Consider the following 23,780-nt stretch of genomic DNA (forward strand, 5'->3'; position numbering starts at 1 on the left):
CAGGCGACCTCGCCGGCCGCGTACAGACCCGGGACGACGGTGGTGTTGTCCGCCAGGACCTCACCCTCGACGTTGGTCGGGATGCCGCCCAGTTTCGGGAAGGGGCGGGGTGGGGGAGGCCCGCCGCAGGCGCCCCCGACCCGCAGGCGCCCCCACCGGCACCCACACCCGCCCCACTCCCACCCCGCCCACGGCAAAGGGCCGGGCCCCTGGTTTCCCAGGGGCCCGGCCCTTCAGCCTGCCGACGGCTACGCGCTCATCGCGCGAACACGCGCCGTCAGTTGTCGTCCTCGTCGATCAGGAAGCCGCGCATCGGCGCCGGCGCCTGCTGCATCGGCTGCGGCGCCTGCGGGCGGACCGGAGCCATCGGCTGGGTCATCGCCGGGGACATCTGCTGCTGGCCGCCGTAGGACGGGGCACCGCCCATGGACGGCGCGCCGCCCATGGTGCCGTTGCCGCCGTACGACGGGGCGCTCGCGCCCGCCGAGGCCATCGACGGAGCCGGCGGCAGGGAGGCCGTCGCCGGCGTCCGCGGCGGGGCCAGCGAGTCGTCGGCCTGGGTCTCCAGCTGGCGCAGCTGCGACTCGAGGTAGGACTTCAGACGCGTGCGGTACTCGCGCTCGAAGCCACGCAGGTCCTCGACCTTGCGCTCCAGCGTCGCCCGCGCGGACTCCAGCGAGCCCATCGCGACGCGGTGCTTCTCCTGCGCGTCCCGCTCCAGCGCGTCGGCCTTGGCGCGGGCGTCCCGCTCCAGGCCCTCGGCGCGCGAGCGCGCCTCGCCGACGATCTTGTTGGCCTCGGAACGGGCCTCCGCGATCGCCTGGTCGGCCGTCTGCTGGGCCAGCGAGAGCACACGCGCGGCGCTGTCCCCACCGGGGCCCTGCTGCTGCATCGGCTGCTGCATCTGCTGCTGCGGGTGACCCATGGGGCCGCCCATCGGCTGACCCATGGGGCCGCCCTGCATCTGGCCGGGGCCGGGGCCCATCGGGCCACCCTGCATCGGGCCGGGGCCGTGGCCACCAGGTCCGGCGGGGAGCTGCGGCGCACCGGACGGCAGCTGCGGCGGACCCATCTGCGGGGGCTGCTGCTGGACCGGCGGTCCGGATATGGCGGCGGGCACGGGGGCACCGGGACCGACGGGACGATCCTGCGGCTCCGGGGGCTTGCGCATCCCCTGCTGCTGGTTCTGCGCGGCGGCACGCGTCGCGGCGGCCAGCTTGGCGCGCAGGTCCTCGTTCTCGCGGAGCAGGCGGGTCAGTTCGGCTTCGACCTCGTCGAGGAAGGCATCGACCTCGTCCTCGTCATAGCCTTCTCGAAGGCGGACGGTCGTGAACTGCTTGTTCCGCACGTCCTCGGGGGTCAGCGGCATCTCTTCTTCACCTCTACGTAGTCGTCGGCAGTCGGCAAGACCGTATCGTCCACATTCACCTCGCGAAGCTGCTCACGACGGAGATCAGGATGTAGACGATGATCATCAGAACGAAGAAGGACAGGTCGAGTGCCACGCCCCCGAGACGCAACGGCGGGATGAACCGCCGCAGAAGCTTGAGCGGTGGATCGGTGACAGTGTAGGTGGCCTCCAGAACGACCACCATCGCCTTACCGGGTTGCCATGAACGAGCGAACTGGAAGACATAGTCCATGACCAACCGGAAGATCAGCACGATGAGGAAGCACATCAGCGCGATGTAGACCACCTGTAGTGCGACGCCCATCCCGCGCTTCCCTCTCCCCTGGCTCTCGTGCTCTTGCTTCTCCGGCCTTGCGGCCGGGCCGTCCGGTCTTCGTGTTCTCAGCTCTGGTTGAAGAATCCGCCCTCTGCGATCCGGGCCTTGTCCTCCGCCGTGACATCGACGTTAGCAGGCGACAACAGGAACACCTTCTGCGTCACGCGCTCAATGCTGCCATGGAGCCCGAAGACGAGTCCGGCGGCAAAGTCGACAAGTCGCTTCGCATCGGTGTCGTCCATCTCCGTGAGGTTCATGATCACCGGGGTGCCCTCACGGAAGTGTTCCCCGATGGTACGGGCCTCGTTGTAGGTCCTGGGGTGCAATGTCGTGATGCGGTAGGGCTCCCGCTCGGACACAACCTTGGGCATGATCACCGGCGCGTTCTTCTCCAGGCTCGGACGTTCGGGTGTGATGGATGCCACGGGGGCAATTCGGGCCGGACGTCCACTCTCGGCGGGTACCGGGACAGAATGGGCAACCGGTTCGCGCGGGGCGGGCGGCTGCACGACTCGCACCGGTTCCTCCCGCTCGATCTGCCGCGGGGGCTGGTGGCGCCGCTCACGCTCGGGTTCGGGTTCCAGCTCGGGTTCGAAGTCGTCGTCGGGATCGAACCCCCGGCCGTCGTACCCATCGTCCTCCACGAGGCCGAGGTAGACCGCCATCTTGCGCATCGCGCCGGCCATTCTCTGAGTCCTCCGCTCTGTGGTGGATCGCCCTACTGGCCAATGTCGCAGCGTCACCAAGTGCCCGCGATCCACGGGGTCTGCCCGCCGATCAGCGGGAATGACCATATTTTCTGCTGTGGTCCGACTTGCTTCGCGACGTTACCCGAGCCTGGGGCGGACACCCAGTACCGCCGTACCGATGCGCACATGTGTCGCTCCGGCCGCCACGGCCTCCTCGAGGTCCGCACTCATCCCCGCCGACACCATGTTCGCAGTTGGACGGTTCACGCGCAGGGCAGTCGACAAATCCATCAGGCGGTCGAACGCCGCACGTTGCCGCCCCGCGTACGGTCCGGCGAGCGGGGCGACGGTCATCAGTCCGTCGAGCCTCAGCCCGGGCGCGGCGGCCACGGCGCCGGCCAACTCCTCGATGTCGTCCGGCGACACGCCGCCGCGGTCGCCCCGGTGACCCGACTCGGCGTCGAGGGCGACCTGGACGAGGCAGCCGAGCTCGCGCCCGGCCTTCTCCGCCGCCGCGGAGAGAGCGGTGACGAGCTTCAAACGGTCGACGGACTGCACGACATCCGCATAACTCGTCACAGATCGGACCTTGTTGGTCTGCAACTGGCCGACGAAGTGCCAGCGGAGGTCCAGATCCGCGCAGGCCGCGGCCTTGGGCGCGGCATCCTGGTCCCGGTTCTCGGCGACGTCGCGTACGCCGAGTTCGTGCAGAAGTCGCACATCGCTCGCGGGGTAGGTCTTGGTGACCACGATCAGGGTCACGTCCGTCCGCTTGCGTCCGGCGGCGGCGCAGGCGGCAGAGATACGTTCCTCCACCCGCGCCAGGTTCTCGGCGAGTTCCGACTTACGGTCCGTCATATCAGTCCAACCAGACATATCCCGCGAGTCGCCCCGTGGTGCGATCGCGGCGGTACGAGAAGTGGTCGCCCGACTCGCGGGTGCAGACCTCACTGGCCCGCCGGTCCCGGACCCCGAGCCGCTCGAGCTGGGCGTGGACTCCGGCGGTGACGTCGACGGCCGGGGTGCCCCAGCTCGTCTCGGCGAAGGCCGCCGGCTCGACCGCCGCGACCTCCTCCCGCATCTCGGCGGGCACCTCGTAGCAGCGTCCGCAGACGGCGGGGCCGGTACGGGCGGTGATCCGGGCGGGGTCGGCGCCCAGTTCGATCATGGCCTTCACCGCGGCCGGTACGACCCCGGCGACCATCCCGGGCCGCCCGGCGTGGGCGGCGGCCACGACCCCCGCGACGGGGTCGGCGAGGAGGACCGGAGTGCAGTCGGCGGTGAGCACCGCGAGGGCGAGTCCGCGCCGGGCGGTGACGACCGCGTCGACCTGCGGAACGGGTCGGTCCCCCCAGGGGCCGTCGACCACCGCGACATCCGGGCCGTGCACCTGGTTCATCCAGACGACCTGCCCCGGGTCGATGCCCAGTGCGCCGGCGGCCCGTGCCCGGTTGGTCCGTACGGCCTCGGGGTCGTCCCCCACCGCGCCGCCGAGGTTGAGCTCCTCGTACGGAACGGCGCTCACCCCGCCCCACCTGTCGGTGAAGGCGAAGTGCGCGCCGCTCACGGGTTCGAGCTTCTCTATCACTTCAGGAAGTCCGGAACATCCAGCTCTTCGGCCTGGGTGTCCGGGTACGGGCGGGCCGGCGGGACCACCGGCGGGGTGACCGGCGGCAGCGCGCTCTCGGCGGAGGCCACCGGAGCCGGCTCGGCCGGGGCGACCGGCTCGTCGCGGGGGGCGACGGTGCCGAGGCCGCCGAGCGGACGCTCGGTGGCGCGCGGCGCCGGGGCCGGCTCCTCGCGCTTGGCGGATGCCGAGCTGAGGATGTTGTCCCGGCGGGCCGGCGGCTGGCCTCCGTCGAAGCCGGCCGCGATGACCGTGACCCGTACCTCGTCGCCCAGGGCGTCGTCGATGACGGCACCGAAGATGATGTTGGCCTCGGGGTGGGCCGCCTCGCTCACCAGCTGCGCGGCCTCGTTGATCTCGAAGAGACCGAGGTCCGAGCCGCCGGAGATGGAGAGCAGCACGCCACGGGCGCCGTCGATGGACGCCTCGAGGAGCGGCGAGGAGATCGCCATCTCGGCCGCCGCCACCGCGCGGTCGTCGCCGCGGGCGGAGCCGATGCCCATGAGGGCCGAACCGGCCTCGGACATGACCGACTTGACGTCGGCGAAGTCGAGGTTGATCAGACCCGGGGTGGTGATGAGGTCGGTGATGCCCTGCACACCGCTCAGCAGCACCTGGTCGGCCGACTTGAAGGCGTCGAGCACGGAGACCTGGCGGTCCGAGATCGAGAGCAGCCGGTCGTTCGGGATGACGATGAGGGTGTCGACCTCTTCGCGGAGCTCGGCGATGCCGTCCTCCGCCTGGTTGGCCCGACGGCGTCCCTCGAAGGTGAACGGCCGGGTGACCACACCGATCGTCAGGGCGCCGAGCGAGCGCGCGATGTTGGCCACGACGGGTGCGCCGCCGGTGCCGGTGCCGCCACCTTCGCCGGCGGTGACGAAGACCATGTCGGCCCCCTTGAGGACCTCCTCGATCTCCTCACGGTGGTCCTCTGCCGCCTTGCGACCGACGGCCGGGTTGGCCCCGGCCCCGAGGCCGCGGGTGAGTTCACGGCCGACGTCGAGCTTGACGTCGGCGTCGCTCATCAACAGCGCTTGCGCGTCCGTGTTGATCGCGATGAACTCGACGCCCTTGAGACCGACCTCGATCATTCGGTTGATGGCATTGACACCACCGCCGCCGACACCGATGACCTTGATGACTGCGAGGTAGTTCTGCGGTGCTGCCACGTCGAAGGCCTCTCGCCTCGAGTTACGTGTCGCCGCTTCGCGGTGGTAGTCGCGCTGCGACGACGGATGCCGATTGGGACGGTCCGAAACGCCGACCCGAACCCTAACGTTGAAGTTTAGGGTTACCAGTGTCTCTGTTCGCTGGACTCTTCCGAACAGGACACTAAGTCGACAAGTGGCGCACGTTCAACGAACACGCCGAACCTCCCGTTTTTCTTTTCACCCTATGTGATCACCCGTAGCGCTGGCCAACCAGGGTCCTGGCCAGCGCCGATGAGCGTCAACTCCCCGACGCGGCGGGGGCCGTGGGGGCGCTTACATCGAAGTGCCCCGCTTTGGGCGTTGCTTTCATCAGCGCCGTGAGTACGCGCGCCTTGACGGCGCCGTCCTCGCCGCTGCCCCAGAAGACCGTGCGGCCGCCGCCGAGCTCCAGCGTGATGGAGTCGTACGAGGCGACCTTCACGACACGAGTGTCCCGGGCGATTTTCTGCGGGAGTTCGCCCGTCACGCCCACAGCTTCGAGCAGCAGTCGGTCCGCGTCGAAGCGGCGCAGGCTCGGCGAGGAGGCGACGTCGAGGACGAGTTTCGGTACGCCTCGGGGGGCTTTGTCCACGGTGGCGAAACGGGTTCCGGTGGAGTCCACTTCCGTGAACTTTCCGCCCTTTTCCACCAGCAGAACCGGCTTCCGTTCCGTCACTTTCAGACCGATTCCGTGCGGCCAGGAACGCACGACCTCCACCGTGTCGATTCGGGGCAGTTTCCGCAGAAGTCGCGCCTCGATCGCGTCCGTGTCGACGGAAACGAGCGGGGATCCGATCGGCACGGAGGCGGCCGCCTCCACCTCACGAGGCGTCAGAACCTCTGTGCCGGAGGTCTGCACCCGCTCCACGCGCAGCCAGGAGGAGCCGTAGAGCGCCCAGATTCCACCGGCCACGAGCGCGAGAACGGCCAGGGCGATCAACAGAGCGCGCGGCCCGGGCACCCGGAAGCGACTCTTCCGGGTGCCTGTACGGGACGGCCGTTCCGACGACCCCTTCGGCTCGCGTGTGCCACGCTTCTCTGCGGTCGTCGGTCCGGACACGTCCCCTGCCTTCCGTTTCCTGGGGGTCGCCCGTCAGCGCGCGGCGATCGCCTCGTACACCATGCCGACGAGCAGGTCGTCGGCGTCCCGGCGGCCGAACTCGGCCGCGGCGCGGGACATCTCGTACAGCCGGTGCGGATCGGCGAGTACGGGCAGGACATGGCCCTGCACCCACTGCGGCGACAGCTCCGCGTCGTCGACGAGCAGGCCACCGCCGGCCTTGACCACCGGCTGGGCGTTGAGCCGCTGTTCGCCGTTGCCGATCGGCAGCGGGACATAGGCGGCGGGCAGCCCGACGGCGGACAGTTCGGCGACGGTCATCGCGCCCGCGCGGCAGAGCATCATGTCGGCGGCGGCGTACGCGAGATCCATCCGGTCCACGTACGGTACCGGGACGTACGGCGGCATCCCGGGCATGTTGTCGACACGCGGCACCTCGTTCTTCGGGCCGACCGCGTGCAGGATCTGGATGCCGGAGCGCTGGAGCACCGGGGCGATCTGCTGGATGACCTCGTTGAGCCGGCGCGCACCCTGGGAGCCGCCAGAGACCAGCAGCGTCGGCAGGTTCGGGTCGAGACCGAAGGCGGCGCGCGCCTCGGGACGGACCCGGGCCCGGTCGAGGGTGGCGATGGTGTGCCGCAGCGGGATGCCGATGTAGCGGGCGTTGCGGAGCTTGGAGTCCGGGGTGGCGACGGCGACCCCGGCCGCGTACCGCGAGCCGATCTTGTTGGCAAGGCCGGGCCGGGCGTTGGCCTCGTGGACCACGATCGGCACACCGAGCCGCTTGGCGGCGAGATAGCCGGGCAGCGCCACGTAGCCGCCGAAGCCGACCACACAGTCCGCCTTGGTGCGCTCCAGGATCTGCTCGGCCGCCTTGATGGTGCCGCGCAGCCGCCCGGGGACGGTGATCAGCTCAGGGGTGGGCTTGCGGGGCAGCGGCACGGCGGGGATGAGGGCCAGCTCGTAGCCCCGCTCGGGCACGAGCCGGGTCTCCAGGCCCTTCTCCGTGCCGAGCGCCGTGATTCCCACGCTCGGGTCCTGCCTGCGCAGGGCATCCGCGAGGGCGAGCGCGGGCTCGATGTGGCCGGCGGTCCCCCCACCGGCGAGTACGACATGCACCGAAATTCACCGCTCTCCGGACGGACGCTTCTTGACGCGCCGTCGCATCGACTTCCATCTCACTCCGGCCCGCCTACCCCAGCCGGGGCGCCGCATGGCCAGAGCCGCTTTCGCGGCGGGTTCCTGTCGCGCGAAGGCGATGAGGAGCCCGACGGCGAACATGGTCGGCAGCAGGGCCGACCCCCCGTACGAGAACAGCGGGAGCGGGACTCCGGCGATCGGCAGCAGACCGAGCACCGCACCGATGTTGATCACGGCCTGCGCCGTGATCCAGGTGGTCACGCCTCCCGCGGCGTACCTCACGAAGGGGTCCTCCGTGCGTCCGGCCACGCGGATACCCGCATAGCCTAGAGCCGCGAACAGGGCGAGTACCGACAGCGTCCCCGCCAGACCCAGTTCCTCCCCGGTGACGGCGAAGATGAAGTCGGTGTGCGCTTCGGGTAGTTGGCCCCATTTTTCCACACTGGCACCCAGACCGGAACCGAACCATCCGCCCGAGGCCAGAGCATAGATCCCGTGCGCGGCCTGGAGGCAGGGCGCGCCCTCTCCCCCGGGGTCGGTGGCGCCGATGCAGGCGAACCGCTTCATCCGGTTGTCGCTGGTCTTGATCAGCAGGTAGCCGATCGCCCCCGCCACGGTGAGCACCCCGACGAAGAGCCGGGTGGGTGCGCCGGCCGTCCACAGCAGCCCGAAGAGGATCGCGGTGAGGACGATCGCCGTACCCATGTCCCCGCCGAGCATGATCAGCCCGAGCAGCAGGAACGCGCCGGGGACCAGCGGCACCAGCATGTGCTTCCACTGGGTGAGCAGTTTCATGTCCTGCTTGCGGGCGAGCAGATCGGCACCCCACAGGATGAGGGCCAGTTTGCCGAACTCGCTGGGCTGCAGCATGAACGGTCCGCCCAGCGAGATCCAGTTCTGGTTGCCGCCGACCGCCCGCCCTATCCCCGGGACCTGGACGAGCACCATCAGGAAGACGGCGCCGACCAGGATCGGGTACGCGAGCGCCCGGTGCAGCTTGACCGGCATCCGGGAGGCCACCAGGAGCAGCGCCGTGCCGAGGATCGCGGCGAAGAACTGCTTGCGGAAGAAGTACGAGGGCACGAGGTCGTACCGCAGCGCCGTGATCATCGAGGCGGAGTAGACCATCACCAGGCCGAGGGTGGTGATGAGCAGCGCGGCACCGAGGATCACGTAGTACGCGGTCAGAGGGCGGTCCCAGGCCCGGCGCGCCTGCTCGTACATCCGCCGTACGCCGCCGCGGGAGGCGCGCGGCGGCGTGGGGGCGCGGCCCCCGCCGCGTACGGCGGAGGGCCGACGAGGCCCGGCGGTTCTGCTCGGCATGGTCGCTGTCCCCTCCAGTCGTGCCCGGCGCGGCCGGACCCTCTCGCTGGTCAGGTCAGACGCGCCCGGTGGCGGCAAGGGTACGGACCGCGTCCGCGAACGCCTCGCCCCGCTTGTTGTAATTGGCGAACATGTCCATCGAGGCACAGGCCGGGGCCAGCAGAACCGTGTCGCCCGGCCGGGCGAGCCGGGCCGCCTCCTGGACCGCCGCGGACATCGCCCCAGTGTCGGTCCGGTCGAGGTCCACCACCGGTACCTCGGGGGCGTGTCGCGCCAGGGCTTCGCGGATCAGGGCACGGTCGGCACCGATCAGCACGACCCCGCGCAGCCGCTTCGCCGACTTCGCGACGAGCTCGTCGAAGGTGGCGCCCTTGGCGAGCCCGCCCGCGATCCAGACGATCGGGTCGTAGGCCGCCAACGAGGCTTCCGCGGCGTGGGTGTTGGTCGCCTTGGAGTCGTCGACGTACACGACGCCCTCGATGTCCTCGACCAGCTCGATACGGTGCGGGTCGGGCCGGAAGGCCCGGAGTCCGTCACGTACGGCCCTCGGCTCGACACCGAAGGCGCGGGCCAGGGCCGCCGCGGCGAGCGCGTTGGCGATGTTGTGCGGGGCCGGCGGGTTCACGTCCGCGACCTCGGCCAGCTCCTGGGCCTGCTTCTGCCGGTTCTCGACGAAGGCCCGGTCGACGAGGATGCCCTCGACGACGCCGAGTTGGGACGGGCCGGGCGTGTTGAGGGTGAAGCCGATCGCGCGGCAGCCCTCCTCGACGTCGGCCTCGCGGACCAGGTCCTCGGTCGCCTTGTCCGCGACGTTGTAGACGCAGGCGACGCTGTTGCCCTCGTAGATCCGGCCCTTGTCGGCGGCGTACGCCTCCATGGAGCCGTGCCAGTCGAGGTGGTCGGGCGCCAGGTTGAGCACGGCGGCCGAGTGGGCGCGCACGCTCGGCGCCCAGTGCAGCTGGTAGCTGGAGAGTTCGACGGCGAGTACGTCGTACGTCTCCTCGCCGAGGACGGCGTCGAGGAGCGAGACGCCGATGTTCCCGACGGCCGCGGTCCGCAGACCCGCCGCCTCCAGGATGGAGGCGAGCATCCGTACGGTCGTGGTCTTGCCGTTGGTGCCGGTCACGGCGAGCCAGGGGGCGGCTCCGGGGCCGCGCAGCCGCCAGGCGAGCTCCACGTCGCCCCAGACCTCCACGCCCGCCTCCGCGGCGGCCGTGAAGAGCGGCTTGTCGGGCCGCCAGCCGGGGGTGGTGACGATCAGCTCGGTGCCCTCGGGCAGGGTCGCCCCGTCGCCGAGGCGGACGGTGATCCCCTCCGCCTCCAGCTCGGCGGCCTGGGCCCGGGAGCGCTCGTCGTCGCCGTCGTTGACGACGGTCACGACCGCGCCGAGGCCGTGCAGGACGCGGGCGGCCGGGATTCCGGAGACCCCGAGTCCCGCGACGGTGACCCTCTTGCCGTTCCAGCTCACTTTTCGGATGCCCATCCCGCGTAGAAGAGGCCAAGGCCCACGATCACGCACATGCCCTGGATGATCCAGAACCGGACCACCACCAGGACCTCGGACCACCCCTTGAGCTCGAAGTGGTGCTGGAGCGGGGCCATCCGGAAGACGCGCTTGCCCGTCATCTTGAACGAACCGACCTGGATGACCACGGACATCGTGATCAGCACGAACAGGCCGCCGAGGAGGGCGAGCAGAAGCTCCGTACGGGAGCAGATGGCGAGGCCGGCGAGGGCGCCGCCGAGCGCCAGCGAGCCGGTGTCGCCCATGAAGATCTTGGCCGGCGAGGTGTTCCACCACAGGAAGCCGAAGCAGGCACCCATGAGGGCGGAGGCGACGACCGCGAGGTCGAGCGGGTCGCGGACCTCGAAGCAGGCGTTGGGGTTGGTCAGGGTCATCGCGTTGGCGCAGGACTCCTGGAACTGCCACAGACCGATGAAGGTGTACGCGCCGAAGACCATCACCGAGGCGCCGGTGGCGAGGCCGTCCAGACCGTCCGTGAGGTTCACGCCGTTGGACATGGCCAGGATCATGAAGAGCGCCCAGATCACGAACAGCACCGGTCCGATGGACCAGCCGAAGTCGGTGATGAAGGAGAGCTTCTCGGAAGCCGGCGTGAGTCCGCGCAGATCGGCGAACTGCAGGGAGAGTACGGCGAAGGCGATGCCGACGATCAGCTGGCCGGCCATCTTCGCCTTGGCCCGCAGACCCAGCGAACGCTGCTTGACGATCTTGATGTAGTCGTCGAGGAAGCCGACCAGACCCATGCCCGCGGTCAGGAAGAGCACGAGCACACCCGAGAAGGTCGGGTCCTCGCCGGTGATCACCTTGGTCAGGGCGTACGCGATGAGCGTGGCCAGGATGAAGGCGATGCCACCCATGGTGGGCGTGCCCTTCTTCCCGGCGTGGCCGCGCGGGCCGTCGTCGCGGATGAACTGGCCGTAGCCCTTGCGGGCAAGGAGCTTGATGAGCAGCGGGGTGCCGACCAGGGTCAGGAAGAGGCCGATGGCCCCCGCGAAGAGGATCTGCCTCATCGGCCGGTGACCTCGCTCCCGGAGTCGAGCAGCGCCAGGGCTACCTGCTCGAGACCGACCGACCTGGAAGCCTTCACAAGGACGACGTCCCCCGGGCGCAGCTCACTGCGCAACAGGTCGACCGCTGCCTGCGCGTCGGACACGTGCACCGACTCCTCACCCCACGAACCCTCGTTATATGCGCCCAGTTGCAACCAGGACGCTTCCCTGTCCCCGACCGCCACGAGCTTGCTGACGTTGAGCCGGACGGCGAGCCGCCCGACCGCGTCGTGCTCGGCGAGCGATGCGTCACCGAGCTCGGCCATCTTGCCGAGCACCGCCCACGTGCGGCCCCCCTGGACCTGTGCGGCCCGGCCCATGGCCGCGAGCGCGCGCAGCGCGGCTCGCATGGACTCGGGGTTCGCGTTGTAGGCGTCGTTGACGATCGTCACGCCGTCCGGACGCTCGGTGACCTCCATGCGCCAGCGCGACAGGGTGCCTGCCTCGGAGAGCGCGGTGGCGATCTCCTCGGCGGCCATGCCCAGCTCATGGGCGACGGCGGCCGCGGCGAGCGCGTTCGACACGTGGTGCTCACCGTACAGGCGCAAGGTCACGTCGCTGCACCCGGTGGGTGTGTGAAGACTGAAAGAGGGCTGTCCGTTCTCTGTGAGCCGGACATTCTCGGCACGTACGTCGGATTCGGGGGCTTCGCCGAAGAGGATCACGCGCGCGTGGGTGCGCGCGGCCATGGCCCGGACGAGCGGGTCGTCGGCGTTGAGGATCGCCACGCCGCCCTTCTCGGCCGGGGGCAGGGCCTCGACGAGCTCGCCCTTGGCCTGGGCGATCTGCTCGCGGCCGCCGAACTCGCCGATGTGGGCGGTGCCCACGTTCAGGACGAGTCCGATGCGCGGCGGGGTCAGTCCGGTGAGGTAGCGGATGTGACCGATGCCGCGGGCGCCCATCTCCAGGACCAGGTGCTGGGTGTCGTCGCTCGCGCGCAGCGCCGTCAACGGGAGCCCGATCTCGTTGTTGAGCGAGCCGGGCGTCCACACGGTGGGCGCGTGGCGCTGCAGGACCTGGGCGATCAGGTCCTTGGTGGAGGTCTTGCCGGCCGAGCCGGTGAGCGCGACGACATCGGTGCCGAGGCGTTCGACGACGTTGCGGGCGAGGGCGCCGAGCGCCGTCTGGACGTCGTCCACGACGATGGCGGGCACGCCGACGGGGCGGACGGCGAGCACGGCTGCCGCGCCCGCCTCCACGGCCCGGGCCGCGTAGTCGTGGCCGTCGACCTGTTCGCCGGCGAAGGCGGCGAACAGGCTGCCGGGCTTCACCTCACGGGAGTCGATGACGACGGGACCGGTGACCTGGACGGCCGGATCCGGTATGTCGTACGACTGCCCGCCGACGATTTCGGCGATCTCGGCGAGGGAGAGGGCGATCACTGCTTCATCCCTGACTGTTCTTGTGGCGGTGTTCGATCGCTTCGCGCAGGACCTGGCGGTCGTCGAAGGGGCGGACCACCCCGGCGATGTCCTGGCCCTGCTCATGGCCCTTGCCGGCGACGAGAACGGTGTCGCCGGGCTGTGCGCGGGCCACGGCCGCGGCGATGGCGGCGGCCCGGTCGGCGTCGACCAGGACGTCGCCGCGCTCGTGGACGGGCACCTCGGCGGCGCCCGCGAGCATCGCGGCGAGGATCGCGAGGGGGTCCTCGGAGCGGGGGTTGTCGGAGGTCAGTACGGCGGTGTCGGCGAGCCGCGCCGCGGCGGCGCCCATCGGGCCGCGCTTGGTGGTGTCCCGGTCGCCGCCGCAGCCGAGGACGATGTGCAGCTTGCCCTCGGTGACCTTGCGCAGCGAGCGCAGGACCGATTCGACGGCGTCCGTCTTGTGGGCGTAGTCGACGACCGCGAGGTACGGCTGGCCGGCGTCGACGCGCTCCAGGCGGCCGGGGACGCCGGGGACGGCGGCGACGCCGTCGGCGGCGGTCTGCGGGTCGAGCCCGGCGACGGCGAGGGTGACGATCGCGGCGAGCGTGTTGGCGACGTTGAACGGGCCGGGCAGCGGGGCGGTGGCGGAGATCCGCTCGCCCTGGGGGCCGACGACCGTGAACGTGGAGTCGTGGGAGCCGATCTCGACATCCTCGGCACGCCAGTCGGCGTCCGGGTGGCCCTCGGCCGAGAACGTGACGACCGGGACGGTCGCCTCACCGGCGAGCCGCTGACCGTACGCGTCGTCGAGGTTCACCACGCCCCGTTTGCTGCGCTCGGGCGTGAACAGCTGCGCCTTGGCCCCGAAGTAGTCCTCCATGTCGGAGTGGAACTCCATGTGCTCGGGGCTGAGGTTGTTGAAGACGGCGACGTCGAAGACGCAGCCGTCGACCCGGCCGAGCACGAGGGCGTGGCTGGAGACCTCCATGGCGACCGCCTCGACCCCGCGCTCGCGCATGACCGCGAACAGCGCCTGGAGGTCGGTGGCCTCCGGGGTCGTACGTTCCGACTTGATGCGCTCGTCGCCGATCCGCATCTCGACCGTGCCGATGAGGCCGCTCTTCCGTCCGGCCGCCTTGAGGCCGCCCTCGACCAGGTAGGCCGTGGTGGTCTTGCCGGAGGTGCCGGTGATGCCGATCTGGAGCAGGTCCGTGCCCGGCCGTCCGTAGATCTCGGCGGCGAGCTCGCCCATCCGTCCGCGCGGGTCCTCGACGACCAGGACCGGCAGGCCGGTCGCGGCGGCGCGCTCGGCGCCCGCCGGGTCGGTGAGGATCGCGGCGGCGCCGAGTCCGGCGGCCTGGTCCGCGAAGTCGGCGCCGTGCAGTCGGGCGCCGGGCAGGGCGGCGTAGACGTCCCCGGGGCGGACCGCCCGCGAGTCGTGCGTGATGCCCGAGACGGCGGTGTCCGTGCTGCCGGGCGTCTCGACACCGAGCCGGGCGGCCAGGTCGCCCAGGGGTGTCGGGCGGGCCCGCTCCGGGCGGGGCGGGGTGGTTCGGTACTGATCAGCGTGTGGCACGGCGGTGAGCGTACCGGGCCCACCCGCCGGGGGGCCAAAAGAGGCCCGGGCGTCGCCGGAGTTCGATTTCCGGTTCCCGGAATCGGGGGTGATCGTTGTCACTGGTGCTCCCGGGGTGTCACTCGTTGTTCTCGAACGTCACCGGCAGTCGGGCGGGGTCGCTGCCGGTGGGTGCGACATGGAGGGTCTTGAGGGCGAACTCCATGACCTTCTTGTAGATGGGGCCGCAGATCTGGCCGCCGAAGTAGTCGCCCTTGGTGGGGTTCTGGATGGCGCAGTAGACCGTGATCTGCGGGTCGTCGGCGGGCGCGAAGCCGGCGAAGGAGGCGGTGTACCCCTTGTAGCGGCCGAGTTCGGGGTCGACGCGGTTGGCGGTTCCCGTCTTGCCCGCGACCCGGTAGCCGGGAATACGGGCCCTGGTGCCGGTGCCCTCCTCGTCGCCGACCACGGACTCCAGCATCTGCGCGAGGGTCTTGGCGGTCTTGTCGCTGACCACGCGGGTCTGCTTCGGAGCGGGCGCCGGGGTGAACCGGCCGTCGGGGCCCTTGGTGCCGCGGACGAGCGTGGGCTCGATCCGTACGCCTCCGTTGGCGATGGTCGAGTAGACCGAGGCGGCCTGCATGGCGTTGATCGACAGACCCTGCCCGAACGGGATCGTGTACTGCTGCGAGGTCGACCAGTTCTGCGGCTTGGCGAGGATGCCCGGGGTCTCACCGGGGTAGCCGAGCCCGGTGGGGCTGCCGATGCCGAACTTGCGCAGATAGGAGTAGAGGACCTGGTTGGACTCGGCCTGGGTCTTCCCGAGCTGCCCGGTGGCCAGGATGGTGCCGATGTTGCTGGACTTGGCGAGGACGCCGTTGAGGGTCAGGTACCAGGTCTTGTGGTCGACGTCGTCCTTGAAGAGCCGGTCGCCGCGGTGCAGCCGGTTGGGCACGATGACATGGGTGTCGGGGGTCGCCACCCCCTCCTCCAGGACCGCGGCCATGGACATGACCTTGCTGGTGGAGCCGGGCTCGTAGGCGTCCTGGAGGGCGGCGTTGCCCATCGCGGCGGCGTTGGCGGCGGACAGGTCGTTGGGGTCGAAGCCGGGGGCGTTGGCCATGGCCAGGACCTCGCCGGTCTTCGTGTTCTGCACTATGACGTAGCCGCGGTCGGCCTTGGACTTCCTCACCTGCTCGGTGATGGCCCGCTGGGCGGCCCACTGGATGTCCCGGTCGATGGTCAGCTCGATGTCGGAGCCGGGCACGGCCGGGGTGCCGCGGGAGCCGGCGGTCGGCACCTGGCGCCCGCCGGACTGGGCGAACCTGATCTTGCCGTCCTGGCCCGCGAGCTCCTTGTCGAGCATCGACTCAAGCCCGCCGGCGCCGCGGCCCTCGGCGTTGACGTATCCCAGTATCCCGGCGGCGAGTTCGCCGTTGGGGTACACGCGCTTGGTGCTGGGCTCGCTGAGGATGCCGCCCAGGAGGTTGATCCCGTTGCCGCCCGCGGCGGGCTTGGCCTTCTTCTCGTAGACCTTCTTGAGGTCCTTGATCTGGTTCCAGACCTGGGGGGTCTGCTTGCGGGCGAGCAGGGTGTAGCGGGACTTGGGGGTGCGGAGCTTCTTGGCGAGCTCGGCGGGTTGCTTGCCCAGGAGCGGCGCGAGGAGGGCGGCGGCCTGCTCGGGGGCGTCCTGGATCCTGCTCTCCTCGGGGGTGAAGAGCTTGGGGTCGGCGGTGATGTCGTACGCGTCGACGCTGGCGGCGAGCGCGATCCCGGAGCGATCGGTGATCTCGCCCCGGTCGGCGGAGAGCGTGTACTCCTGGTAGCGGTGCGCCTCCGCCTTGGCGGCCAGCGCGCTGGCGTCGACGGCCTGCACCTGGAGCAGCCGGACGACGAAGGCCAGCATCACGAGGGTCAGCCCGAGGGAGACCAGCCGCAGCCGGGGCTTGGGGCTGCCGAGCCGGATGGTGCGCGGCGCGGGCCGCGCGGGAGGCCGTGAGGTACGCCGGGGGGCGGGGCGGGCGGGCTGTGCCGGGCGGCCCGCGGAGGGCCGGGGGCGTGCGGGCCGGGCGGGGCCGGGCACCCGGCGGCGCGGGGGCTCCTTGGGGGGCACTGCGGTCACCTGCCGGAGTTCGTCGGGGCGGGCGGGGTCGTCCTCGCGGGCGTCGTCACGGGTGTGGTCACGGGTGTCGTCACAGAAGTGGACTGCGGTGACGGCGAGGCGGTTCCGGCCGGTGCGTTCATCGCGCCCTGGGGGGCGATCGGGGGTGTGGCCGCGGGCGGGGTCACGGTCGCCGTCGGGGTGGGCTTGGGCGCGGGCGCCTTGGAGGGCTCGCCGCGGACCGTGCCGTCCGGGTCGAGGAAGGCGGGGCTGCCGCCGGGGACCATGCCGAGCTCCCGGGCCCGCCGCTCCAGCGCGTCGGGCGCGGAACGGTCGTCCACGTCCCGCTGCAGCGCCTGCTCCTCGTCGGTGAGCTCCGTGGTCCGGTTCTTGAGGTCACGCAGCTTGAAGGAGCCCTGGTTCAGGGCGGAGTTCAGCAGCAGGAGGGTGATGAGCCCGCCGCCGAGCAGGACCACGACGAGCAGGACGAAAGGGGTGCGGGCGGCGGTACTGGGCCCCGACGGCATGAGCCGCCCGAGCCGCGCCGCCCGCCCTTTGAGCGGCCCCTTCGTCGTCATGCCTGCTCGTCCTCCCGGATGCGCTCCGCCCCGCGCAGCCTGGCCGGGGCCGCGCGGCGGTTCTCGGCGATCTCCTCCTCCGTGGGGAGCTCGGCGCCGCGGGTGAGCAGCTTCAGCCGGGGCTGGTACCGCTCGGGGACGACCGGCAGGCCGGGCGGCGCGGTGTTCGCCGCGCCCGCCGCGAAGACCTGCTTGACCAGCCGGTCCTCCAGGGAGTGGTACGACAGGACCGCGATCCGGCCGCCCACCGCGAGCGCCTTCACCGCCGCCGGGATCGCCCGCTCCAGGACGGTCAGCTCGCCGTTGACCTCGATGCGCAGGGCCTGGAAGGTGCGCTTGGCGGGGTTGCCGCCGGTGCGCTTGGCCGCCTGCGGCAGGGAGTCCCGGATCAGCTCGACCAGGCGCGCGCTGTTGGTGAACGGCTCCTTCTCGCGCTCGCGCACGATCGCGGAGACGATCCGCTTGGCCTGCTTCTCCTCCCCGTACGCCCGCAGGATGCGGACCAGCTCACCGGCCGGGTAGGTGTTGAGGACCTCAGCCGCGCTGACCCCGGTCGTCTGGTCCATGCGCATGTCGAGCGGGGCGTCCTGGGCGTACGCGAAGCCGCGGTCGGCCTCGTCGAGCTGCATGGAGGAGACGCCCAGGTCAAAGAGGATGCCGTCGACCTTCGGGATGTCGAGCCGGTCGAGTACCTCGGGCAGCTCGTCGTAGACGGCGTGGACGAGGGTGGCGCGCTCCCCGTAGGGGGCCAGCCGCTCGCCGGAGAGGCGCAGCGCCTCCTTGTCCCGGTCGAGGGCGACGAGCCGAGCCTCGGGGAAGCGGCGCAGCAGCGCCTCGCTGTGGCCGCCGAGGCCGAGGGTGCAGTCGACGACCACCGCACCCGGGCGCTCCAGGGCCGGGGCCAACATGTCCAGGCACCGCTGGAGCATCACCGGGACGTGTCGGTCGTTGCTCAATGCGCCCTCTCAGAATTCGGCTCAGATTCGGCGCGGCCGCTACGCATCCGCCGCACACGCGGGGAGAAACTGCGGAAATCGCTCAATGTCTCCGTGAACTTCGCGTCACTTTAGTCCACTGGACCCAGCGGTCAATCAACCGGCTGGCGCGTCGCGCGGGCCTCCGGCGAGAGTCGGGCATTCCCAACATCTCACCCGTATGGGCCCGCTCTTCTCATGCCTGTGGGTTAGCTCACAACAAGGCTCATTGACGTTCTTTGTCCGCTCTCACGACGGGCCACGACGCCCTGTGACCATTACCGTCATAGACATGTCGACCTCAGCGCACACCTCCGCCGCCACCGCCGACGTGATACGCAACGGCGGGACAGTCACCGACCGACTCGTCGAAGCCAATGAGCGGTACGCCGCCGGCTTCACCGATCCCGGCATGGACGCCAAGCCCGTGCTGAAAGTGGCCGTGGTGGCCTGCATGGACGCCCGGCTCGACCTGCACGCCGCGCTCGGCCTCGAGCTCGGCGACTGTCACACGATCCGCAACGCGGGCGGGGTGGTCACCGATGACGTGATCCGCTCGCTCACGATCAGCCAGCGCGCCCTGAAGACCCGCAGCGTGGTGCTCATCCACCACACCGGCTGCGGTCTGGAGTCCCTCACCGAGGACTTCCGGCACGAACTGGAGATGGAGGTCGGCCAGCGACCGGCCTGGGCCGTGGAGGCCTTCCGCGATGTCGAGCAGGACGTCCGGCAGTCGATGCAGCGCGTGCGGACCTCGCCGTTCCTGCTGCACACCGACGACGTCCGCGGTTTTGTCTTCGACGTGACCACGGGCCTGCTGCGCGAGATCGACCCCTCCTGATTCGCCGGGCACAACACGGCAAACCCCGGCATATCGCTCGCACTTGTCCACAGGCAAGTGACAGCACCCGGCAGAGGCAACAAGAATGCTCGGGTGACACCCCCCGAAAGAACCGCGGGGGCAGGTGTCGGTGTTTTTCGGAGGGGCCGAGGAGGGCCGGGTGACGACCTATGACGATCGAGCGAGCCTCACAGATCTGACCACCACAGCGGAGCGCGTCCGCAGGTCGGTGGAGGGTGTGATCGAGGGCAAGCCTGAGGTCGTACGGCTTTCGCTGACCGTGCTGCTCGCCGAGGGACATCTTCTGATCGAGGATGTCCCCGGTGTCGGCAAGACGATGCTGGCCAAGACGCTGGCGCGGTCCATCGACTGTTCGGTGCGCCGTATCCAGTTCACGCCCGACCTGCTGCCGTCGGACATCACCGGCGTGTCGATCTTCGACCAGCAGCGGCGGGACTTCGAGTTCAAGCCGGGCGCGATCTTCGCCCAGATCGTCATCGGCGACGAGATCAACCGCGCCTCGCCGAAGACCCAGTCCGCACTCCTGGAGTCCATGGAGGAGCGGCAGGTCACCGTCGACGGGCAGACCTACGAGCTGCCGAGCCCGTTCATGGTCGTGGCCACGCAGAACCCGGTGGAGATGGAGGGCACGTACCCGCTCCCCGAGGCGCAGCGCGACCGCTTCATGGCGCGCGTCTCGATCGGCTACCCCAGCGCCGAGGCCGAGCTCCAGATGCTCGACATCCACGGGGCGGTCAACCCGCTCGACGACCTGCAGCCCGTCGCGCACGCCCACGACATCGTGAAGCTCATCGACGCGGTACGGGGCGTCCATGTCGCCGACTCCGTGCGCCGGTACGCCGTCGACATCGTCGCCGCGACCCGCACCCACCCGGATCTGCGGCTCGGCGCCTCGCCGCGTGCCACGCTCCACCTGCTGCGCGCCGCCAAGGCGTCCGCCGCGCTCAGCGGCCGCGAGTACGTCCTGCCGGACGACCTCCAGGCCCTGGCCGTGCCGGTCCTCGCCCACCGACTGCTGCCGACGGCGCAGGCCCAGCTGAACCGGCGCACGTCCGAGCAGGTCGTCCTCGACATCCTGCAGCGCACGCCCGTCCCGGTCGCGGCGCCGCCCGCCGGCCCGCACTACGGCCAGCAGCAGCCCGGCGTTCGGCAGCTGTGATGGCGACCGCTGCCGCGCCGGAGGGGCAGCGGGGTGACGACCGGGGCGCTCGCACGGGTGACGACCGGGGCGGAGTGCGTGCCGCCCTCGGCGGGCTCACCACGCGCGGCCGGTCCTTCCTCGCCGCCGGGGTCGCCGCCGCGATCTGCGCCTATGTGCTCGGCCAGGGCGATCTGCTGCGCGTCGGACTGCTGCTCGCAGTGCTGCCGCTGATCTGCGCCGGGGTGCTCTACCGCACCCGGTACCGGGTCGCCGGCAGCCGCCGGCTCTCCCCGCAGCGGGTGCCGGTCGGCTCCGAGGCCCGGGTCCATCTGCGGATGGACAACGTCTCCCGGCTGCCCACCGGCCTGCTGATGCTCCAGGACCACGTCCCGTACATGCTCGGGCCGCGGCCCCGGTTCGTCCTTGACCGGGTCGAGGCGGGCGGCCGGCGCGAGGTGTCGTACCGGGTCCGCTCCGACCTGCGCGGCCGCTTCCCGCTGGGCCCGCTCCAGCTGCGGCTGAACGACCCCTTCGGCATGTGCGAGCTGACCCGCTCCTTCAGCGCGTACGACACGCTGACCGTGGTCCCGCGGACCGAAGCGCTTCCGGCGGTGAAGCTGGCCGGCGAGGCGGCGGGGTACGGCGACGGGCGGCAGCGCTCGCTGGCGCTGGCCGGCGACGACGACGTGATCCCGCGCACCTACCGCCACGGCGACGATCTGCGCCGGGTCCACTGGCGTTCCACCGCGCGCTACGGCGAGCTGATGGTCCGCCGTGAGGAGCAGCCGCAGCGGGCCCGCTGCACGGTGCTGCTCGACACCCGCCGGATCGCGTTCCAGGGCGCCGGCCCCGACTCGGCCTTCGAATGGGCGGTCTCGGGCGCGGCCTCCACCCTGGTGCACATGCTGGAGCGGGGCTACTCGGTACGGCTGCTCACCGACACGGGCACCGCGGTGCCCGGCGAGGGCAGCGAGGGCTTCGCCGGTTCGACGCAGGACTCGGCCGAGGCGGCCGGGCTGATGATGGACACCCTCGCCGTCGTCGACCACTCCGACGGGGCCGGTCTCTCGCGCGCCTACGACGTGCTGCGCGGCGGGAACGAGGGCCTTCTGATCGCGTTCGTCGGCGACATCGACGAGGAGCAGGCGGCGGTGGCGGCCCGGATGCGGCAGCGCAGCGGCGCGGCCGTCGCCTTCGTCCTGGACAGCGGTAGCTGGCTGACGGGCGGCGCGGTGACCGGGGCCGTCGACGAGCGGTTGCGGCAGCTGCGGGAGGCCGGCTGGACGGCGCTGGCCGTGCGCCCCGGCGTCCGGCTTGCCGAGCTGTGGCAGCAGGCCGGCGGAGCGCGTGCGGAGACCGCCGCGGGTGACACGTACGGAGGTTGGTCATGAGCGGCCGCGGGCGGCTGACACTGGGTGCCTTCGCCGCCACGCTGATGGCGGCGGGCGCGCTCCTTCCGCTGGTGAAGCCGGCGACCTGGATCTTCACGGCCGCGATCCTGCTGGCGGTGCAGAGCGGGGTCGGCGCGCTGACCCGGCGGGTACCGCTGGCCCGGCCGCTGACGATCGCGGCGCAGGCCCTGGTGACCCTGCTGGCGCTGACCCTGGTCTTCGTTCGGGAGCAGGCGCTGCTCGGCTTCCTGCCCGGGCCGCAGGCCCTCGGGCAGTTCGGCGCGCTGTTCCGGGCGGGCGCCGACGACGTGGGCACGTACGCGATCCCGGCCCCCGACACCGAGGGCATCCGGCTGATGGTGGTCGGCGGCGTGCTGGTGATCGGGCTCCTGGTGGACACGATCGCGGTGACCTTCCGCAGCGCGGCCCCGGCCGGTCTGCCGCTCCTCGCGCTGTACTCGGTGGCCGCCGGTCTCTCCGACGGCGGCGCGAGCTGGCTCTGGTTCCTGCTGGCCGCCACCGGCTATCTCCTGCTGCTCCTGGCCGAGAGCCGCGACCGGCTCTCGCAGTGGGGGCGCGTCTTCGGCGGCGCGTCGCGTCCCGGCGGCACGGGCGCCTCCGGGAGCGGGCAGGCGCTCGCCCCGGTGCGGACCGGTCGGCGGATCGGCGTGGTGGCCATGGGCATCGCCCTGGTGGTGCCGGCCGCGCTGCCCGCGCTCTCCGGCGGGCTGTTCGGCGGGCCGGGCGACGGGCCGGGCGAGAGCGGCAAGGGCGGCACGATCTCGGCCGTGAACCCGCTGGTCTCGCTCCAGGACAATCTCCGGCAGCCCGAGGACCGCGAGGTGCTCCGCTACCGGACGAACGCGACCGACACGAGCGGCATGTATCTGCGGCTCGTGGCGCTCGACCAGTTCGACGGCACCTCGTGGAAGTCCTCGGTCCGCCCGATCGAGGACGTGCCCGAGCGGCTGCCGCGCCCGGACGGCCTCGGCGAGCAGGTCCGTACGACCGAGGTGACGGGCAACTTCGTGGCCTCCTCGACGTACGAGCAGAAGTGGCTGCCGATGCCCTATCCGGCGGCCCGGGTCGAGATCGACGGCCGCTGGCGGTACGAGCCTGCCGGGCGGATGATCGTCGGCGACGACAAGCAGAACACACGGGGCGCCCGGTACACGGTGACGAGCCTGGACGTGCGGCCGACGGCCGCGCAGCTGGCGGCCGCCCCGCCCGCGCCGCCCAAGCTCCTCTCCGAGTACACCCGGGTCCCCGACTCGCTGCCCCTGGACGTGAGGTCGACGGCGCTGCAGGTCACCAAGGGCGCGCGGAACGACTACGAGCGGGCCGTGAAGCTCCAGGACTGGTTCGCGACGGACGGTGGCTTCCGCTACGACGTCGAGGTCGAGTCGGGCACGGGGGTCGAGGCGATCTCCCGCTTCCTGAAGCAGCGGGAGGGCTTCTGCGTCCACTTCTCCTTCTCGATGGCGGCGATGGCGCGCTCCCTGGGCATCCCGGCCCGGGTGGCGGTCGGCTTCATGCCGGGCACCTCGCAGTCCGACGGCACGATGTCGGTGGGCATCCGGGACGCCCACGCCTGGCCTGAGTTGTACTTCGAGGGCGCGGGCTGGATCCGGTTCGAGCCGACGCCGACGCGGGGATCCACGCCGGACTACACGCGGCAGCAGTCCCCGTCGGGGACGCCGACGGAGTCCGCGCAGCCGTCGGCCGGCGCCTCGGCGATGCCGTCCGCCGCGCCGAGCACGTCGGAGAGCTGCCCGCCGGAGCTGCGCCGCCTCGGCGAGTGCGGGCCCGACGCGGCGGCGGGCGGAGCGTCGTCCGACGGCGGCGGGGTGAATCCGCTGAAGGTCGTGCTGATCAGTCTGGGCGTGGTGGCGGTGCTTCTGTTGCCACTCTCGCCGTTGCTCTGGCGTACGCGGGTACGGGCGCGGCGACTCGGTTCCTCCGGCCGCACGGCCGAGGACGCGGTGGCCAGGACGCTGGCGGCCTGGCGCGAGATCGGCGACACGGCCTGGGACCACGGGGTCGCGCCGGACGACTCCCAGACGCCCCGGAAGACCGCGGCCCGTATTGTCCGCCTGGGCAAGCTGGAGGGCGAGCCGGCCAACGCGGTGCACCGGGTGGCGCGCGCGGTCGAACAGGTCCTCTACGCCCCGCAGCCCCGCCCGGCCACGGGCCTCGTGGAGGAGGTCGCCCTGGTCAGAGCGGGCTTCACCGCGGTGTCGCCCCGGAAGACGCGCCTGCGCGCACTGCTGGCACCGCGCTCGGCCGTCCGGGTGGTGTGGTCGACGTCGTCCCGCTGGTCCCGGCTCACGGACAGCTGGTCGTCCCGCCGCCGCGACCTGACGGCCCGTTTGACGGGTTCGTTCCGCCGGCTGACCCGCCAGCAGGGCCGGCCCAGGAACCAGTCACCCGCATGGTCCAGGCTGTACACCCGGCCCTCCTGGTCTATCGCGAGCACCGCCTGGT

At 71.3% G+C, this 23,780-nt stretch carries 19 protein-coding genes and 2 pseudogenes; 4 read left to right on the forward strand and 17 right to left on the reverse strand.

Features of this window, described 5'->3' with window-relative positions:
• The 17 genes and pseudogenes from ABZ939_RS36725 to rsmH form a co-directional block, all read right to left on the reverse strand.
• Nucleotides 1–92, reverse strand: a pseudogene (locus tag ABZ939_RS36725) (FAD-binding protein); the annotation flags it as partial.
• Nucleotides 93–277: 185 nt separating this feature from the next.
• A complete protein-coding gene (locus ABZ939_RS36730) occupies nucleotides 278–1,369 on the reverse strand; it encodes a DivIVA domain-containing protein (protein ID WP_361864939.1) in 1,092 nt (363 codons plus the stop codon).
• A gap of 55 nt (nucleotides 1,370–1,424) precedes the next feature.
• Nucleotides 1,425–1,715, reverse strand: coding sequence for a YggT family protein (locus ABZ939_RS36735; RefSeq protein WP_137989935.1), 291 nt, complete (start codon nucleotides 1,713–1,715; stop codon nucleotides 1,425–1,427).
• Between the two features lie 77 nt (nucleotides 1,716–1,792).
• Nucleotides 1,793–2,413, reverse strand: coding sequence for a cell division protein SepF (gene sepF, locus ABZ939_RS36740; RefSeq protein WP_361864941.1), 621 nt, complete (start codon nucleotides 2,411–2,413; stop codon nucleotides 1,793–1,795).
• 141 nt (nucleotides 2,414–2,554) lie between these two features.
• Nucleotides 2,555–3,274, reverse strand: a complete 720-nt coding sequence (locus ABZ939_RS36745; RefSeq protein ID WP_361864943.1) for a YggS family pyridoxal phosphate-dependent enzyme — start codon at nucleotides 3,272–3,274, stop codon at nucleotides 2,555–2,557.
• 1 nt (nucleotide 3,275) lies between these two features.
• A complete protein-coding gene (pgeF, locus tag ABZ939_RS36750; protein ID WP_361864945.1) occupies nucleotides 3,276–4,004 on the reverse strand; it encodes a peptidoglycan editing factor PgeF in 729 nt (242 codons plus the stop codon).
• Nucleotides 4,001–5,212: a cell division protein FtsZ gene (ftsZ, locus tag ABZ939_RS36755; RefSeq protein WP_361864947.1), complete on the reverse strand. Its 1,212-nt coding sequence runs from the start codon at nucleotides 5,210–5,212 to the stop codon at nucleotides 4,001–4,003. Before ftsZ ends, pgeF begins: the two co-directional genes overlap by 4 nt.
• Nucleotides 5,213–5,492: 280 nt before the next feature.
• A complete protein-coding gene (locus tag ABZ939_RS36760; RefSeq protein ID WP_361864949.1) occupies nucleotides 5,493–6,293 on the reverse strand; it encodes an FtsQ-type POTRA domain-containing protein in 801 nt (266 codons plus the stop codon).
• A gap of 33 nt (nucleotides 6,294–6,326) precedes the next feature.
• Nucleotides 6,327–7,412 (reverse strand): undecaprenyldiphospho-muramoylpentapeptide beta-N-acetylglucosaminyltransferase, encoded by a 1,086-nt coding sequence (murG, locus tag ABZ939_RS36765; protein ID WP_361864951.1) that lies wholly within the window; start codon nucleotides 7,410–7,412, stop codon nucleotides 6,327–6,329.
• A gap of 6 nt (nucleotides 7,413–7,418) precedes the next feature.
• Nucleotides 7,419–8,756, reverse strand: coding sequence for a putative lipid II flippase FtsW (gene ftsW / locus ABZ939_RS36770; RefSeq protein WP_361864953.1), 1,338 nt, complete (start codon nucleotides 8,754–8,756; stop codon nucleotides 7,419–7,421).
• Nucleotides 8,757–8,811: 55 nt separating this feature from the next.
• Nucleotides 8,812–10,239, reverse strand: a complete 1,428-nt coding sequence (murD, locus tag ABZ939_RS36775) for a UDP-N-acetylmuramoyl-L-alanine--D-glutamate ligase (RefSeq protein WP_361864955.1) — start codon at nucleotides 10,237–10,239, stop codon at nucleotides 8,812–8,814.
• Nucleotides 10,221–11,291, reverse strand: coding sequence for a phospho-N-acetylmuramoyl-pentapeptide-transferase (mraY, locus tag ABZ939_RS36780; RefSeq protein WP_361864957.1), 1,071 nt, complete (start codon nucleotides 11,289–11,291; stop codon nucleotides 10,221–10,223). Before mraY ends, murD begins: the two co-directional genes overlap by 19 nt.
• A complete protein-coding gene (gene murF / locus ABZ939_RS36785) occupies nucleotides 11,288–12,712 on the reverse strand; it encodes a UDP-N-acetylmuramoyl-tripeptide--D-alanyl-D-alanine ligase (protein WP_361864959.1) in 1,425 nt (474 codons plus the stop codon). The genes mraY and murF overlap by 4 nt, the downstream gene beginning before the upstream one ends.
• 4 nt (nucleotides 12,713–12,716) lie before the next feature.
• The gene (locus ABZ939_RS36790) at nucleotides 12,717–14,270 is read right to left on the reverse strand and encodes a UDP-N-acetylmuramoyl-L-alanyl-D-glutamate--2,6-diaminopimelate ligase (protein ID WP_361864961.1); all 1,554 of its coding nucleotides are present in this window, start codon (nucleotides 14,268–14,270) and stop codon (nucleotides 12,717–12,719) included.
• A gap of 118 nt (nucleotides 14,271–14,388) precedes the next feature.
• The gene (locus ABZ939_RS36795; protein ID WP_361864972.1) at nucleotides 14,389–16,362 is read right to left on the reverse strand and encodes a penicillin-binding transpeptidase domain-containing protein; all 1,974 of its coding nucleotides are present in this window, start codon (nucleotides 16,360–16,362) and stop codon (nucleotides 14,389–14,391) included.
• Between the two features lie 5 nt (nucleotides 16,363–16,367).
• Nucleotides 16,368–16,928, reverse strand: coding sequence for a septum formation initiator (locus tag ABZ939_RS36800; RefSeq protein WP_361864962.1), 561 nt, complete (start codon nucleotides 16,926–16,928; stop codon nucleotides 16,368–16,370).
• Nucleotides 16,925–17,884 carry a 16S rRNA (cytosine(1402)-N(4))-methyltransferase RsmH gene (rsmH, locus tag ABZ939_RS36805; protein WP_361864964.1) on the reverse strand — a complete coding sequence of 320 codons (960 nt, stop codon included), beginning with the start codon at nucleotides 17,882–17,884 and terminating at the stop codon, nucleotides 16,925–16,927. The genes ABZ939_RS36800 and rsmH overlap by 4 nt, the downstream gene beginning before the upstream one ends.
• Before the next feature lie 310 nt (nucleotides 17,885–18,194).
• On the opposite strand from rsmH, the gene ABZ939_RS36810 reads away from it, so the two are divergent.
• The 4 genes and pseudogenes from ABZ939_RS36810 to ABZ939_RS36825 all read left to right on the forward strand — a co-directional run.
• Nucleotides 18,195–18,743 (forward strand): carbonic anhydrase, encoded by a 549-nt coding sequence (locus tag ABZ939_RS36810; RefSeq protein WP_361864966.1) that lies wholly within the window; start codon nucleotides 18,195–18,197, stop codon nucleotides 18,741–18,743.
• Nucleotides 18,744–18,903: 160 nt separating this feature from the next.
• Nucleotides 18,904–19,923 (forward strand): MoxR family ATPase, encoded by a 1,020-nt coding sequence (locus ABZ939_RS36815; RefSeq protein WP_361864968.1) that lies wholly within the window; start codon nucleotides 18,904–18,906, stop codon nucleotides 19,921–19,923.
• Complete coding sequence (locus tag ABZ939_RS36820) at nucleotides 19,923–21,296, forward strand: DUF58 domain-containing protein (RefSeq protein ID WP_361864970.1); 1,374 nt, start codon at nucleotides 19,923–19,925, stop codon at nucleotides 21,294–21,296. Before ABZ939_RS36815 ends, ABZ939_RS36820 begins: the two co-directional genes overlap by 1 nt.
• Nucleotides 21,293–23,644 (forward strand): annotated as a pseudogene (locus ABZ939_RS36825) (DUF3488 and transglutaminase-like domain-containing protein); the annotation flags it as partial. The gene ABZ939_RS36820 and the pseudogene ABZ939_RS36825, both read left to right, overlap by 4 nt.
• Nucleotides 23,645–23,780 lie beyond the last annotated feature (136 nt).

It is taken from the genome of Streptomyces sp. NPDC046712 (genome assembly GCF_040645695.1).
GTDB lineage: Bacteria > Actinomycetota > Actinomycetes > Streptomycetales > Streptomycetaceae > Streptomyces.